This is a genomic window from Mammaliicoccus sp. F-M27 (assembly GCF_022387115.1).
GTDB lineage: Bacteria > Bacillota > Bacilli > Staphylococcales > Staphylococcaceae > Mammaliicoccus > Mammaliicoccus vitulinus.
This window is the reverse complement of the sequence record NZ_JAJNIE010000003.1, coordinates 1-15,199: the sequence shown is the minus strand read 5'-3', so window position 1 is coordinate 15,199 and position 15,199 is coordinate 1. Positions and strand designations below refer to the sequence as shown.

Genomic DNA, 15,199 nt, shown 5'->3' with positions numbered 1-15,199 from the left:
ATAATGTTTAAAAATAAAATCATACTAATTACAGGTGGTACAGGGTCATTTGGAAATGCAGTGATGGAGAGATTTCTACATACTGACATTAAAGAAATTAGAGTATTTTCAAGAGATGAAAAGAAACAAGATGATTTAAGAAAAAAATATAATGATGATAAATTGAAGTTTTATATTGGTGATGTTCGAGATGTTGTTAGTGTGGAAAGTGCTATGAGAGGCGTTGATTTCGTCTTTCATGCCGCCGCTTTAAAACAAGTTCCTTCTTGTGAATTTTTCCCAATAGAAGCTGTTAAAACAAATATATTAGGTACAGAAAATGTTGTGCAATCTGCAATAAGAGCTAATGTAAAGAAAGTAATTTGTCTTTCTACAGATAAGGCTGCCTATCCAATAAATGCTATGGGTATTTCTAAAGCAATGATGGAAAAAGTGTTTGTTGCAAAATCTAGAAATGTGGATAAAGATCAAACATTAATTTGTGGAACGAGATACGGGAATGTTATGGCTTCAAGAGGTTCTGTAATTCCTTTGTTTATTGAGAAAATCAAAAACAATGAACCGTTAACAGTTACAGATCCTAATATGACAAGATATTTAATGAGTTTAGAAGAAGCTGTTGAATTAGTGATACATGCTTTCAAACATGCTGAAACTGGAGATATTATGGTTCAAAAATCAGCTGCTTCTACAGTTGGTGATTTAGCACAAGCACTATTAGAACTTTTTGAAGCGAAAAATGAAATTAAAATAATTGGTACAAGACACGGTGAAAAACAAGCTGAAACACTACTTACTAGAGAAGAATATGCTCAAGCAGAAGACATGGGTGATTATTACAGAGTTCCTGCGGATTCTAGAGACTTAAATTATAGTAATTATTTTGAAGATGGTAGTAAAGAAATAACAGAAGCGTATGAGTATAACTCAGATAATACTTATCAACTTTCAGTAGAGGAAATTAAAGAAAAATTATTATCACTTGATCTCGTAAAAAATGAACTCAATAAATATAAAAATAAAGCTTAAATAGGAGGTTTACATGAAATCAATCGTCATAACTGGTTCAAATGGTTTTGTAGGAAAAAATTTAAAGTTTGATTTAAAGCAAACGACTGATTATCAAATACTTGAAATATCAAGAAATACTTCTATTGAAGAGAGAAATGAATATTTAACTAAAGCAGACTGTATTGTTCATCTAGCAGGTGTAAATAGACCAGTACGTGAAAGTGAATTCTATGAAGGAAACGTGTCACTTTTAAATGAAATGTTAGATTCGATTAAAGACAATCCTAATAAACCTTCAATTATTTTATCATCTTCCATTCAAGCCAACGCAGATAATTCATATGGAAAAAGTAAAAATGAAGCAGAAAACTTATTAAAAGATTTTTCTAAAAATAATGGGAATAAAGTTTATATTTATCAATTACCGAATTTATTTGGTAAATGGTGTAAACCTAATTATAATTCGGTCATTGCAACATTTTGTCACAATATTGCTCATGGCAAAGAAATAAGCGTGAATGATAGAGAAATCATGTTATCACTGAATTATGTTGATGATGTTATTGCTGAAATCAAGAGAGCAATTGAAGATAAACCTACCATTATTGATAACAAAGTAGAAGTTCCAAATGTATATAAAGCAAGCTTAGGAAAAATTAGTGATTTAATTGTGTCTTTTAAAGAAACAAGAGAAAAAAGAACTTTACCAAAGTTAGATGATTCCTTTGAAAAAGCTTTATATAGTACTTATTTAAGTTATTTACCTAAAAATGAATTTAGTTATCCTCTTAAAATGAACATTGATGAAAGAGGATCTTTTACAGAGTTTCTCAAAACGCCAGACAGAGGTCAAGTATCTGTCAATGTTTCAAAACCAGGCATAGTCAAAGGAAATCACTGGCATCACACTAAAAATGAAAAATTCCTTGTCGTTTCTGGTAAAGGTGTTATTAGATTTAGACTACCTGAATCTGATGAAATTATAGAATATTATGTGTCAGGGGATAACTTAGAAGTAGTAGATATTCCAGTAGGCTATACACATAATATTGAAAACTTAGGTACAGAAAACATGGTAACTATCATGTGGGTTAATGAGATGTTTGATCCAGAAAACCCTGACACATATTTCTTGGAGGTTTAAAAATGAATAAATTAAAATTGATGACAATTGTTGGAACGAGACCTGAAATTATTAGACTATCAGCTACTATAAAAGCTTGTGATAAATATTTCAATCAAATATTAGTACATACTGGTCAAAACTATGATTACACACTTAATCAAGTATTCTTTGAAGAATTAGAATTAAGAGAACCCAATCATTTTTTAGAAGCCGTAGGCAAAGATCTTGGTGAAACAATGGGGAATATTATAGCTGAATCTTATGAAGTGTTAGCAAAAGAAAAACCTGACGCGCTTCTGATACTAGGAGATACAAATAGCTGTTTAGCAGCAGTATCAGCTAAAAGATTAAAAATCCCTGTCTTTCATATGGAAGCAGGTAACCGTTGTTTCGATCAAAATGTACCTGAAGAAATTAATAGAAAAATAGTTGATCACGTGAGTGACGTAAACCTACCATATACAGAACATAGTAGAAGATATTTATTAGATGAAGGATTTAAAAAAGAAAATATTTTCGTTACAGGTTCACCAATGCGCGAAGTATTAGAACAATATGAAGATAAAATTAATACAAGCGATGCACTGAAGACATTAAATCTAGAAAAAAACAAATACATCTTAATTTCAGCGCATAGAGAAGAAAACATTGATATTGAAGATAACTTTAATTCATTAATGAATGCTATTAACGAGATAGCAGAAAAATATCAATTACCAGTAATCTATTCAACACACCCAAGAAGCTGGAAAAAAATCGAAGAAAGATCATTTGAGTTTCATCCATTAGTAAAACAACTGAAACCATTCGGCTTCTTCGATTATAACGCATTACAAAAACATGCCTTTGTTGTTCTTTCAGATAGTGGAACACTGTCAGAAGAATCATCAATGCTTAAGTTCCCAGGAGTTCTAATAAGAACATCTACAGAACGACCAGAAGTATTAGACAAAGGATCAGTAATTATCGGTGGCATTAAATATGATAACTTAGTGCAATCTGTAGAACTTGCAAGAGCAATGCAAAATAACAATGAACCAATGATAGATGCAATTGACTATAAAGATACAAATGTTTCACAAAAAGTAGTGAAGATTATACAGAGTTATACGGAGATTATTAATAGGAATACGTGGGGGAAATAATATATAAATAGAAAATAGTATTTAATTTAATTATTTTGATCCTTAAGTTATTACAAACGAAATTTAGATATTTATTATATGAACTAAGTAGCTCTACTAACCTGAAATTTCATATAACAATAAGACATTTAGTAGTAAGAAGTATATTGAGAAAATTCGAAAAAAATATATAGGAAAACATGTAACATTAAAAAATATAGAAAGATGTTCTTTTGGAGATAAAGTGAGTATACATGATTTATCTTATATCAATTGCTCATAGTTCCTCAATTCTTAGTAGTTCACATACTTGGAATGACCTTACAAAGCCTATTAAATATAATCCAATTACCAAGGGAAGTGTAACCATAAATAATAACGCAAGGATTAGTTGTGGTGTTAGGATTTTAAATAATGTTCATATTGGAAGTCATACTATTATAACTGCTAGAAGTGCTGTTAATGAAAATGTTGGTTAGTTGTAGTAGTACCAGTGGTGCTAAAAAGAAAAATAGGGAGATATAAATAATGAAAATTTTAATTACAGGTACAGCAGGCTTTATAGGTTCACATTTATCAAAAAAATTAATATCACAAGGTCATGAAATTGTAGGTATTGATAATATTAATGATTATTATGATGTCACAATTAAAGAGGATCGATTGAAATCAATCGGTACTGAGAATTTCACATTTTACAAAATAAATCTTGAAGATGACGCATCAATGGATGATATATTCAAAAATGAAAAACCGCAAGTAGTTGTTAACTTAGCTGCTCAAGCTGGAGTTCGCTATAGCTTGGAAAATCCTCGAGCATATATTGATTCAAATATAGTAGGATTTATAAATATTTTAGAATGTTCAAGACATCATAAAGTAGAACATTTAATTTATGCTTCATCCAGTTCGGTATATGGGGCTAATACTTCAAAGCCGTTTTCAACTTCTGATAATATTGATCATCCTTTAAGTTTATATGCAGCTACTAAGAAATCAAATGAACTAATGGCTCATACTTATAGTCATTTATATAACTTACCTACTACAGGATTAAGATTCTTTACTGTATATGGTCCGTGGGGAAGACCGGATATGGCATTATTTAAGTTTACTAAAGCAATTGTTAATGATGAAGCAATTGATGTTTATAATCACGGGAAAATGATGAGAGATTTCACATATGTTGACGATATAGTTGAAGCTATTAGTAGATTAGTTCAAAAACCAGCTCAACCAAATCCTGAATGGACTGGCGACAATCCAGATCCAAGTTCATCTTATGCACCATATAAAATTTATAATATTGGTAATAATAGTCCTGTCAGACTTATGGAGTTTGTTGAAGCAATTGAGAACAAACTAGGAAAAGTAGCTAAAAAGAATTATATGGATTTACAACCAGGAGATGTACCAGAAACTTATGCAAATGTAGATGATTTATTTAATAATATTAATTTTAAACCAAAAACTACGATTCAAGATGGTGTGAATAAGTTTGTTGATTGGTATTTAGATTATTATAAATAAAAAATATTAAGGGAGATTATGACATGAAAAGAAAGATAGCTGTCGTTGGGTTGGGCTATGTAGGATTACCTGTAGCCGTTGCTTTCGGGAAGCAACAAGAGGTTGTGGGGTTTGATATTAATGAAACAAGAATTAATGAATTGAAAAAAGGTTATGATCGTACGAATGAAGTGAATGATGAGGATTTAAAGAAAAGTAAGATTAAGTTTACTAATGAACCTGAGGAATTAAGCAAAGCTGATTTTATTATTGTAGCAGTTCCTACTCCAATTAATGAAAATAATCAACCTGATTTAACACCATTGGTTAAAGCTAGTGAAACAGTAGGTAAAGTATTAACAAAAGATACTATAGTAGTTTATGAATCTACTGTATATCCTGGTGCTACAGAAGAAGATTGTGTCCCAGTGCTTGAAAAATTCTCCGGCCTAACTAATGGAGCAGATTTCTTTGTGGGATATTCTCCTGAACGAATTAATCCTGGCGATAAAGTACATACATTTGAAACTATTACAAAAGTAGTTTCAGGTCAAACACCTGAGGTGCTAGAAGTTGTTGCAGAAGTTTATAGCATGGTAGTAAAAGCAGGTGTGCATAAAGCATCATCTATAAAGGTAGCAGAAGCGGCTAAGGTTATAGAAAATACGCAGCGTGATGTCAACATTGCTCTAATGAACGAGATTGCTATTATTTTTGATAAAGTTGGGATTGATACTTCAGAAGTGTTAGAAGCATCAGGAACAAAGTGGAACTTCTTAAACTTCAAACCTGGATTAGTAGGTGGACATTGTATCGGTGTGGATCCATATTATTTAACACATAAAGCACAAGAACTAGGACATCATCCTGAAGTAATATTAGCTGGTAGACGTATCAATGACAATATGTCTAAGTATGTAGCTTCTAATATTATCAAAGAGTTATTAAGAAAAGGTATTGAAGTACAAGGTATGACAATTAACTTATTGGGATTAACATTTAAAGAGAATTGTCCTGATTTAAGAAACACTAAAGTTATTGATATTGTTCGAGAACTAGAAGACTATGGTATGAATGTTATTGTTAACGATGCAGAAGCAGATAAAGAAACTGCAAAAAAATTATATGGTATTGAATTAAAAGATAAAAATGAAATGACAAAAACAGATGCATTAATTTTTGCAGTTCCTCACAATGATTATATTGAAGATAAAAATAGCTATTTAGAATTATTAAATGATAATGGGGTAATTATTGATATCAAAGGGCTAATTAAGAATAATGATTTAAAAGCCAATCAGACTGTATGGAGATTATAAAAAACGATTACCTTTCTAGAATATTATTAATATATTAGTAAAAAAATTAAAATTTATTCAAAATAATAATTAAGATTTGGATGATAAAATGAAAAAAAGAAAAGTATTTCAAATAATTACAGTATCCAAAAGTGTGAATTTATTAAGAGGACAGATTGAATATTTAAGGGTAAATGATATAAATATGCATCTTATTTCTTCTGAAGGGAAGGAATTAGAACAATATCCAAATGATATAATTCATAAAATAGAAATGAATAGAGAAATTTCTATTTTAAAAGATATAAAATCTTTGTTGAAATTAATTAATTTATTTATAAAAGAACGACCATATATTGTGAATGCAGGAACACCAAAAGCCGGTTTGTTAGGGATGATTGCTTCATATATTACCAGAAGACCACACAGAGTATACACGGTACGTGGTCTTCGATTAGAAACAGTTTCAGGCATTAAATATAAAATATTATTTTTAATGGAAAAGATAGCTATGCTTTGTGCCACTGATATTATAGCAATTTCTGAAAGTTTAAAAACTAGGATAGTTGAACTAAAATTAAATAACAATAAAGAAATTATAGTTTTTGGTAATGGTAGTTCTAATGGATTAAATCTAAATGAATTTAAAAGAGATAATAATAAATTAGACAATAAGATTGCGGATAAAATACGAGGACAATTTATTGTTGGATATGTTGGAAGAATTGTAAAAGACAAAGGTATTGAAGATTTGATAAAAGCATTTAAATTACTAGAAAAAAAATATAGTAGTGTGAAATTATTGGTAATTGGATCGGTTGAGAAATTAAATAGTATAAATAATTCGGATTTAGAGTACATAATGAATAGCGAAAACGTAATATATATAGAACATGTGAAAGAACCTGTCAAATACTATAATAATATGGATGTTTTTGTTTTTCCTACTTATCGCGAAGGATTTGGAAATGTAAGTATTGAAGCACAATCAGTAGGTGTACCTGTAATAACTTATAATGTAACTGGAGCTAAAGATACAGTGTTAAATAATGAAACGGGATTCATAGTTAAACCTGGTGATTATATTGAAATTGCAAATAAGTTAGAACTATTGTTGAACGATCAAATTTTAAAAGGAAATTTAGGCGTTAATAGTCAGAGATGGGTAAAAGAAAATTTCTCTAATGAACTTATTTGGAAAGATATGCTAAGATTCTATAATAATAAATTAAAATAGAAATTATAGTATTATTATAATTAAATTAGCTATAAGGAGAGATATAATTGTTAAAAAAATTATTTGACGTAAGTGTTAGTTCTTCTCTATTAATATTGAGTTCTCCTTTAATACTTGGCGCATCAGTAATAATCTCTAAAAAAATGGGTAATCCTGTTTTATTTAAACAAACTAGGCCTGGTAAAGATGAAAAGCCCTTTGAAATTTTGAAATTCAGAACAATGACAGATGAAAGAGATGGTAATGGTAATCTATTGCCAGATGAAGAAAGAATGACGAAAACGGGCGACTTTATTCGTAAAACGAGTATAGATGAATTACCACAATTAATAAATGTATTAAAAGGCGATTTGAGTTTAGTAGGACCAAGACCATTACTTATGGAATATCTACCTTTATATACAGAAGAACAACGAAAAAGACATCTTGTTAAACCCGGCATTACTGGATGGGCTCAGATAAATGGTAGAAATGCTATTTCATGGGAAGATAAATTTAAATTAGATGTCTGGTATGTAGAAAATCAATCTTTCACTCTAGATATGTATATATTATATAAAACTTTCTATAATGTTATTAAACGTAAAGATATAAGTGCAAGTGATCATGTAACGATAGAAAGATTCAAAGGAAGTTTAAAATGAAGCCAATATTACTAATAGGTAATGGCGGACATGCAAAAGTGATTAAAGATATTATTAAACAAAGTGAAGATTATAGTTTTAAGGGATATTTAGATGATAATATCAATGAATTTCATGAAGAGAATAATATTATATATGACCGTTTAGAAAATATTAGTAATTATGCGAATGATTATCACTTTATTATATCTATTGGTAATAATGAAGTTAGAGAAACCATTTATAAAAAGGTAAATATCCCTATTGAAAAGTATTCAATTTTAATACATCCTACTTCAAGTATAGGATCTAATGTAAAAATTGGATATGGCTCAGTTGTAATGGCTAATACAGTAATAAATGCAGATACTAGTATAGGGAAACATAGCATTATTAATACGGGAGCTATTGTTGAACATGATAATAATATTTCAAATTTTGTACATGTTTCACCTAATTCTACTTTGACTGGTGGAGTTACAGTTGGATCCAAGTCTCAAATAGGTGCTAGTGCAACGGTCATACCTCAGATAAATATTGGGAAAAACACGATAGTTGGAGCTGGTTCAACTGTTGTTAATGATATTGGTGATAATCAGATTGTAGTAGGTACGCCTGCTAAACCGATTAGGAGATGAATTTTATGACAGAGAGAATATTACTATCATCGCCTCATATGGGGGGCAATGAGCAAAAATATATTAATGAAGCTTTTGAACAAAATTGGATTGCGCCTCTTGGTGAGAATGTATCAGAATTTGAGAAAACTGTACGTGAATATGTACAAGTCGATCATAGCTTAGCGCTAGGAAGCGGGACGTCTGCAATACATCTTGCTTTAATAGAATGTGGTGTAGCAGAAGGAGATATAGTATTTTGTTCATCATTAACTTTTTGTGCTACATCTAATCCTATTTTATATCAGAATGCTACGCCTGTATTTATTGATTCAGATAATGATACTTGGAACATGTCTCCTTATGCATTAAGAAAGGCATTCGAAAAGTATGAGGAGATTGGAAAGCTACCTAAAGCGGTAATAGTAGTGAATTTATATGGTCAATCAGCTAAAATGTATGAAATCAAAGCTTTATGCGAAAAATTTAACGTTAAACTAATTGAAGATGCTGCTGAATCACTTGGTTCTGAATATAAAGGAAGAAAAAGTGGTAGTTTTGGTGACTATGGTATTTTCTCCTTTAATGGAAATAAAATTATTACCACTAGTGGTGGAGGTATGTTAGTTTCAAATAACAAAGAAAATGTTGAACATGCATTATTCTTATCTACACAAGCTCGTGATCAAGCGATTCATTATCAGCATAGTGAATTAGGTTACAATTATAGATTAAGTAATATTTCAGCTGGAATTGGTAGAGGTCAAATGGAAGTATTAGAAGATAGAGTAAATAGAAGAAGAGAAATATTTGATACTTATCATAAAGAGTTAGGCCATATTGAAGGAATAGAATTCCAACCTGAATTAACTAATACTAAATCTAATCGATGGTTAACTGCTTTAACTATTATTCCTGAAAAAGTTGGATTTAATGCTCTTGAATTAATTGATCATTTACAGAAAAATAATATTGAAGCAAGACCAGTATGGAAACCAATGCACTTACAACCTTTATATGAAAAATACGATTATATAGCTGAAAATAATGATAATGCAAAAACATTATTTGAATATGGTGTTTGTCTTCCATCTGGCTCTAACATGACCAATACAGAATTAAGTACAGTTATAAAAACAATTCAAGATTTCCTAGGTAATAAGAATTTGTAGAAATGACAAAAATATAAAAGCTGAATGAGACTTCAAAACTCAAACAGCTTTTTTTAATTGAGTATAATTATTTTTGTAATAAAACATATCGCTAAATGTTGATGTTTATAATGTAATTGTTTTCATTTTGTAGTTAAGTAAATTTTTAATTAAAAATGTAAAAATCAATTTTACAAAAGTAAAAAATTGTAGTTTAATAAGAATATTGATTAAAAAACAGGAGAGAGGTAAGTCATTGAAAAATATAATTCTTGTAGTCATTATTTTCTGCCTTACAGTACTTTCAGCTTATTTCATGATAACAACAGATAATAAGCAGGAAGATAAAAAAGATGCCAATAAAGAAAAAACAGAACAAGCATCTAAGAAAAAAGAAAAGGCTCAGAAGAAACAAGAAAATGAGCCGAAAATTAAAACGCAAAAAGATTTATCTAAAGTTATATATAGCGATAAAGATGAACAAGCTAAGATGAATGCATATAATGAAGCAATTGATAAAGGAATACTTCCAAGAAGCAATAATTATCAAGAAGCGGTATATGCGTATGAAGAGTCTGTATGGTTGAAGAATAATACGGGAACCGAATAAATAAAAATATAGAAATGATCAAGCATCTTCGAAAGGAATAATTAAATTGAAAGTTTTTAATTTAAATGATGATATTAAATACGAAAACCAAGAAAGAATATTGGTTAAAACAGGTAGTGATAAAAATTTATTACAACTTGCAAGAAAAGACAGTGGTTTGAAAATAAAGTATAAAGAATTGCTGGCAAATGATTATATCTTATACTTTCATGACAAAGAAATATCAAGATTTTGTAAGAGAGAGCATGTAAATAAATTATTTGATGGTTTGAATTTAGAACAATACAAAAATATTTTCTATAGACTTTCTATGCCACAAGGAAGAAAAGTGAACAATAAGGTAGAAAAAAAGTTAATTGTTATTTTTGCAAAAATGCCTGGTGCTAACCAATATGATAGTCCTAAAATCCCTCATAGAATGTTGCCTCCCTTTTTTGATGATTTAGAGAGAAGTCTAGTTAAAAATGTATATACAATGAGAATTATGGATTTGAATGTTTCTCATGGTTCACATTATATAAATACTGTAAATTATCCTGATTATGAACAAGAAATTCAAGAATCAATAGAAAATGTAAGGAACTATTTAGACATAGATAAGAAAAATGTTGTTTTTTATGGAGTGTCTAGAGGAGGAGCAGGTGCAATTGTACATGGAACCTCAATGGATTATAAAACATTAGCAGTTGATCCAATATTAAATATTGGAGATAAATTAGAAGCTAATGATAGAAGGTTATTAAAAGGATTAAGAAAAGAAGATTTAGTCCCTATGGTAAATGAAAATTTAAGTGAATCAAATAAATTTCAAAAAGTAATTATATGTAGTGAGAATGTGAAATTATATTATGAACAATCAATGCGCATAGACAAAGATAAAGCAAAAGTTATAAATATGAAAGATGATAAAATTACTTCTCATCCAGAAGTTTCTCCTAATACTGTGCCAGAACAATTAATGATTTTAAATAATCTATTGAGCGGAGTAAGTGTGTAGATAACTATAAGTAGAATCATCTTATAATGTAGAGTTTAATAAGACGATTTATATAGAAGGTTAAGTAAATTGTGTTTTATAGGGAATGTATATTGATTTATATTTTAGGAGTGAAGTAATGTTTTCGGTAATAATCTCCACATACAATGGAAGTAAAAATATAATACATACGATTGAAAATATTGTGGAAAGTTTAAATAATTTCAACTATGAAATTATTATAATTAATGATGGAAGTACAGATGACACAAGGGAACTTCTTGAAGACTATAAAGACAATATTCAATTTAAAATATTTGATCAACTTAATAAAGGTATAAGCGCTTCTAGAAATAGAGGTATTAGACATTTAAGTGATAAATCAAATTATGTAGTATTTATAGATGATTCTGATACAGTAAAAAAGAATTTTTTTAGAAAAATAGATGAATTTTTCAATACCAACAAAGAAATTGATGTTGTAGCAACACCCCTTATAAGAACTAATAAGCAATTGAAAAAACACCATAGTTTAAATTATCGATTTCACTCTAATATAGAAATTGTTAATATACATAAAGATTATAAGTATATTCATTTTCATATTGGAGGTATGGCATTTAGAAAAGAAGTTTTTAAAAATGAATATTATAGATTTGATGAAAAATTACATTTTTGGGAAGACGCGAAATTTATTAATAATTTACTGTTAGATAAGGAAAAGTACGGATTAATACATGATACAGCTTATTTTTATAATAGTGAAAACCCAAATTCACTTAGTAAATCAGCGTGGACATTAGAAGAAAGATATATACCATTAATTGAGAATAGTTATATGTTTTTAATAGAGCAATCTAATAAAAAATTTGATAAGACCATAAAGTATGTTCAGTTCTTAATTGGTACTCATTATATTGAATATTTAAAAGAACATAATCAGAATAAAATAATAAATAGTCCATTTTTTGACAGAGAAGAATTTGAAAAGTCGTCAAGAGTGTTATTTGAAAATATAGATTCTAACATTATTTATGATTTAAAAACACATTATTCATATAAGAATTATATGCTAAATTTAAAAGAAGAAAAATTGATAACTAGTAAATTTTCAAATCAGCTAAGTGTATATATGCATTCATTTAATCTTGTGAATAGGAATATAACTTTTACATTTTCTAATGAAACCTGCTCATTACCTTCAGATTCAGAAGTATATATTGAGTTTTTAGGTGATAAAATAAAAAAAGCATCTCTTATAAGACAAAGAAGTTTTAAAATACTAGGAAAATCTTTTAGTGATTTTAGTAGAAATATTTATCAAGTTAAATTACCATTGATTTCTATATTTACAGGAAGTAGAATGCTAATAGTTCAAAATGATATAACTTATAAAATTAATAACCCTTCAATAATGAATAGGGTACTTAAAAATATAAAAAAAACAAAATAAAAATAATTTCGGAGGAAGTAAATTGAGTAATAAAATGAAAGTTTCTATTATTATTCCAGTATATAATGCTGAAGAATTTATCATAGAAACATTAGAGTCTGTTGAGAAGCAAACATTTAAAGAGAATTTTGAAGTTATATTAATTAACGATGGTTCAGAAGATAACTCAGTTAATTTAATAAATGACTTTATAGCAAATAGTGAAAAAGAGAACATCCATTATAAAATGCATGATGATGGTGAGAATAAAGGGCAAGGTGCTAGAAGAAATTTAGGTATTGATATAGCTACTGGTGAATCGATATTATTTTTAGATTCTGATGATTTAATTGCAGATACAACTTTGGATATAGCATACAAGAGATTAAGTGGAACAAAAGAGAATGATTTTGTAATCTTTGAATGGGCTTATTACTATCCAGAAACTGGTGAAACAAAGTATGTTAACAAAGAAAAATACAATCTTAAATTAGCATTATATCGTAATACAGTTGAAATGTTATTAGGGTGTTCAACATACTTTAGTGTAAACAAACTATATAAAAGATCATTTTTACAAAGACATCAAATTAGATATGGTGAAGGATATATTTATGAAGACTTCGAATTCTACGTTGCTTGTGCGCTAAAAGCATATCGAGTACCGGTAATTTCTAATATTTTATATAAAGTTAGAGTACATGATAAATCTACTACTAAAACTGATTATACAAGTACTAAACATAGAGACTCATTCTTGATAGCAATAGAAAATGCAGCATCAAAATTACAAGATGGCTATCGTGATCAATATACCCCTTATCAAGTGAATAAATACTTTATATATAGGGCTTTATTGTATTCAGAAAAAAGGTTGCCAAATAATAAAAATATGAGAAATGATTTCATTAAATCGACAATGAAGATCATAAACGAGTATAGTCCTAATATTAAGGTTCCAAACGGCGTATTACCATTATATAATTATGCATTTTCTAAAGGCGTAGTTAAAAATTTAGATGTAGCAGAGATGAAAAAATTATTTAAACTGCATAAAAAAAATAAAATTAATTTCTACTACACACGAGAAATTGAAAAAAATAAACGAAAAAATAAAGTTATAAATAAAGTGAAGAATAATTATTACCTTAAACCTTTAGTTTATAATACAAGAAGAAAAGTTCATGCAAAAAGAAATAAAAAAAGAGCAAATGAAATTGAGAATTATATGAGCTTAAAAGTAAAATCTGGAAATATTATAATGATGGGATTCGATTACCAATATCGAGGGAATTCTAAGTACTTATTTGATTATTTAAAGGATTTATATGAACCAGAAAATCTCAAATTTGTAACATTTGATAAAAAGGTGCCTGAAGAATATAGAATTAATCCAAAAAGTAAGGAATTTTTCAATTATTTCTATACTTCAAATATAGTGATTTGTGAATCGTGGATACCAGCTGCATTTAGAAAGAAAAAAGGCCAAAAATGGATTCAATTATGGCATGGTACGCCATTTAAAAAAATGTTGTTTGATTCAAATGAAGCGACTATGCTAAGTTTAAATCCTAATCATAAAGTGAAGATGAAAAACGATATTGCAAGATGGGACTACTTAATTGCAGATTCAGAAAAGGCAAAACAAAAATTCAAGACTTCATTTGATATCTCGAGTGATAAAGTGATAACTTCTGGTTATCCAAGGAATGAATGGTTGAAAGAAAATCATTCTAATGAAGAGTTAGTTAGAGAAATTAAAATTAAAAATAATATTCCACTTGATAAGAAAATTATACTTTATGCTCCAACTTGGAGAGATTATAATTATAAAATTGCTGAAAGTAAAAAAGATAAAGATTATATGCTTCAATTCAGAAAAATTTTAAATCATTTAGGGAACGATTATTGCATCATTAATAAAGCACATTCTATGGATACACAGCCATCTTGGAACAATGGAATTACACAAGTATATACTGTTAATGATAAAGTGGAAACACAGGAATTGATAGCTATATCAGATGTTATAATATCTGACTACTCATCAATTTATTTTGATGCTATTCATATAGATAAACCATTTTATTTCTTGATTAAAGATTATCCTAAGTTCAATTTATCTAGAGGTGTCTACTTAGATATGTATAATGATATATTGAAATTGGTAGCAAAAGATGAAGCAGAACTTGCTAAAAAAATTAAAACAAATGTTTTTAAAGATTTTAAAGCACCAGAAAATTATATTAATAAAAATATTGAGAATGCAAATGAAAGCATAGCTCAAATAATATCAGAGAATATAAAGCAAGATGAAAAGAGTATTGAAATAAATCACTCTAATAGTATGCAACAAGTATAATGCTTGTAAAATGAAAACCCATCAACATCCAGTGATATGCTCCCTGTTAAGGAAACACTTAAATAGTGAAAACTTAGCAGGGAGTTTTACTATGACTAGAAATATTAAAATAGATATAAATAC

13 protein-coding genes are annotated in these 15,199 nt (G+C 28.4%); all 13 read left to right on the top strand.

The features are described 5' to 3' along the window. Window positions 1-3 precede the first annotated feature (3 nt). The 13 genes from LQ598_RS04540 to LQ598_RS04480 all read left to right on the top strand — a co-directional run bounded on the left by LQ598_RS04540 (window position 4) and on the right by LQ598_RS04480 (window position 15,076). Window positions 4-1,029 (top strand): nucleoside-diphosphate sugar epimerase/dehydratase, encoded by a 1,026-nt coding sequence (locus LQ598_RS04540; protein ID WP_239745298.1) that lies wholly within the window; start codon window positions 4-6, stop codon window positions 1,027-1,029. 13 nt (window positions 1,030-1,042) lie between these two features. Continuing rightward, entirely contained in the window at window positions 1,043-2,155 is a 1,113-nt protein-coding gene (locus LQ598_RS04535) for a polysaccharide biosynthesis C-terminal domain-containing protein (RefSeq protein WP_239745297.1), read from the top strand. Between the two features lie 2 nt (window positions 2,156-2,157). Beyond that, the gene (wecB, locus tag LQ598_RS04530; protein WP_239745296.1) at window positions 2,158-3,282 is read left to right on the top strand and encodes a non-hydrolyzing UDP-N-acetylglucosamine 2-epimerase; all 1,125 of its coding nucleotides are present in this window, start codon (window positions 2,158-2,160) and stop codon (window positions 3,280-3,282) included. Window positions 3,283-3,789: 507 nt separating this feature from the next. Next, window positions 3,790-4,791, top strand: a complete 1,002-nt coding sequence (locus tag LQ598_RS04525; RefSeq protein ID WP_239745295.1) for an NAD-dependent epimerase — start codon at window positions 3,790-3,792, stop codon at window positions 4,789-4,791. 23 nt (window positions 4,792-4,814) lie between these two features. Then, window positions 4,815-6,089 (top strand): nucleotide sugar dehydrogenase, encoded by a 1,275-nt coding sequence (locus LQ598_RS04520; protein WP_239745294.1) that lies wholly within the window; start codon window positions 4,815-4,817, stop codon window positions 6,087-6,089. Window positions 6,090-6,177: 88 nt separating this feature from the next. Further along, the gene (locus LQ598_RS04515) at window positions 6,178-7,305 is read left to right on the top strand and encodes a glycosyltransferase family 4 protein (RefSeq protein ID WP_239745293.1); all 1,128 of its coding nucleotides are present in this window, start codon (window positions 6,178-6,180) and stop codon (window positions 7,303-7,305) included. Between the two features lie 47 nt (window positions 7,306-7,352). Next, on the top strand, window positions 7,353-7,949 hold the full coding sequence (locus tag LQ598_RS04510) for a sugar transferase (RefSeq protein WP_239745292.1): 597 nt from the start codon (window positions 7,353-7,355) through the stop codon (window positions 7,947-7,949). Next, a complete protein-coding gene (locus LQ598_RS04505; RefSeq protein WP_239745291.1) occupies window positions 7,946-8,566 on the top strand; it encodes an acetyltransferase in 621 nt (206 codons plus the stop codon). The genes LQ598_RS04510 and LQ598_RS04505 overlap by 4 nt, the downstream gene beginning before the upstream one ends. A 5-nt stretch (window positions 8,567-8,571) precedes the next feature. Next, window positions 8,572-9,717: a DegT/DnrJ/EryC1/StrS family aminotransferase gene (locus tag LQ598_RS04500; RefSeq protein ID WP_208165576.1), complete on the top strand. Its 1,146-nt coding sequence runs from the start codon at window positions 8,572-8,574 to the stop codon at window positions 9,715-9,717. A 235-nt stretch (window positions 9,718-9,952) separates the two neighbouring features. Next, complete coding sequence (locus LQ598_RS04495) at window positions 9,953-10,306, top strand: hypothetical protein (protein WP_103323595.1); 354 nt, start codon at window positions 9,953-9,955, stop codon at window positions 10,304-10,306. A gap of 46 nt (window positions 10,307-10,352) precedes the next feature. Further along, the gene (locus LQ598_RS04490; RefSeq protein ID WP_239745290.1) at window positions 10,353-11,303 is read left to right on the top strand and encodes an accessory Sec system protein Asp2; all 951 of its coding nucleotides are present in this window, start codon (window positions 10,353-10,355) and stop codon (window positions 11,301-11,303) included. A 118-nt stretch (window positions 11,304-11,421) separates the two neighbouring features. Continuing rightward, complete coding sequence (locus tag LQ598_RS04485) at window positions 11,422-12,735, top strand: glycosyltransferase family A protein (protein WP_239745289.1); 1,314 nt, start codon at window positions 11,422-11,424, stop codon at window positions 12,733-12,735. Window positions 12,736-12,757: 22 nt separating this feature from the next. Then, window positions 12,758-15,076 carry a bifunctional glycosyltransferase/CDP-glycerol:glycerophosphate glycerophosphotransferase gene (locus tag LQ598_RS04480; RefSeq protein ID WP_239745288.1) on the top strand — a complete coding sequence of 773 codons (2,319 nt, stop codon included), beginning with the start codon at window positions 12,758-12,760 and terminating at the stop codon, window positions 15,074-15,076. Window positions 15,077-15,199: the final 123 nt, after the last annotated feature.

Excerpts from the sequence above, each read along its gene's own strand:
- LQ598_RS04500 (WP_208165576.1), top strand. The coding sequence starts at position 8,572 with ATGACAGAGAGAATATTACTATCATCGCCTCATATGGGGGGCAATGAG.
- LQ598_RS04520 (WP_239745294.1), top strand. The coding sequence starts at position 4,815 with ATGAAAAGAAAGATAGCTGTCGTTGGGTTGGGCTATGTAGGATTACCT.
- LQ598_RS04485 (WP_239745289.1), top strand. The coding sequence starts at position 11,422 with ATGTTTTCGGTAATAATCTCCACATACAATGGAAGTAAAAATATAATA.
- LQ598_RS04525 (WP_239745295.1), top strand. The coding sequence starts at position 3,790 with ATGAAAATTTTAATTACAGGTACAGCAGGCTTTATAGGTTCACATTTA.
- LQ598_RS04505 (WP_239745291.1), top strand. The coding sequence starts at position 7,946 with ATGAAGCCAATATTACTAATAGGTAATGGCGGACATGCAAAAGTGATT.
- LQ598_RS04535 (WP_239745297.1), top strand. The coding sequence starts at position 1,043 with ATGAAATCAATCGTCATAACTGGTTCAAATGGTTTTGTAGGAAAAAAT.
- wecB (WP_239745296.1), top strand. The coding sequence starts at position 2,158 with ATGAATAAATTAAAATTGATGACAATTGTTGGAACGAGACCTGAAATT.
- LQ598_RS04540 (WP_239745298.1), top strand. The coding sequence starts at position 4 with ATGTTTAAAAATAAAATCATACTAATTACAGGTGGTACAGGGTCATTT.
- LQ598_RS04515 (WP_239745293.1), top strand. The coding sequence starts at position 6,178 with ATGAAAAAAAGAAAAGTATTTCAAATAATTACAGTATCCAAAAGTGTG.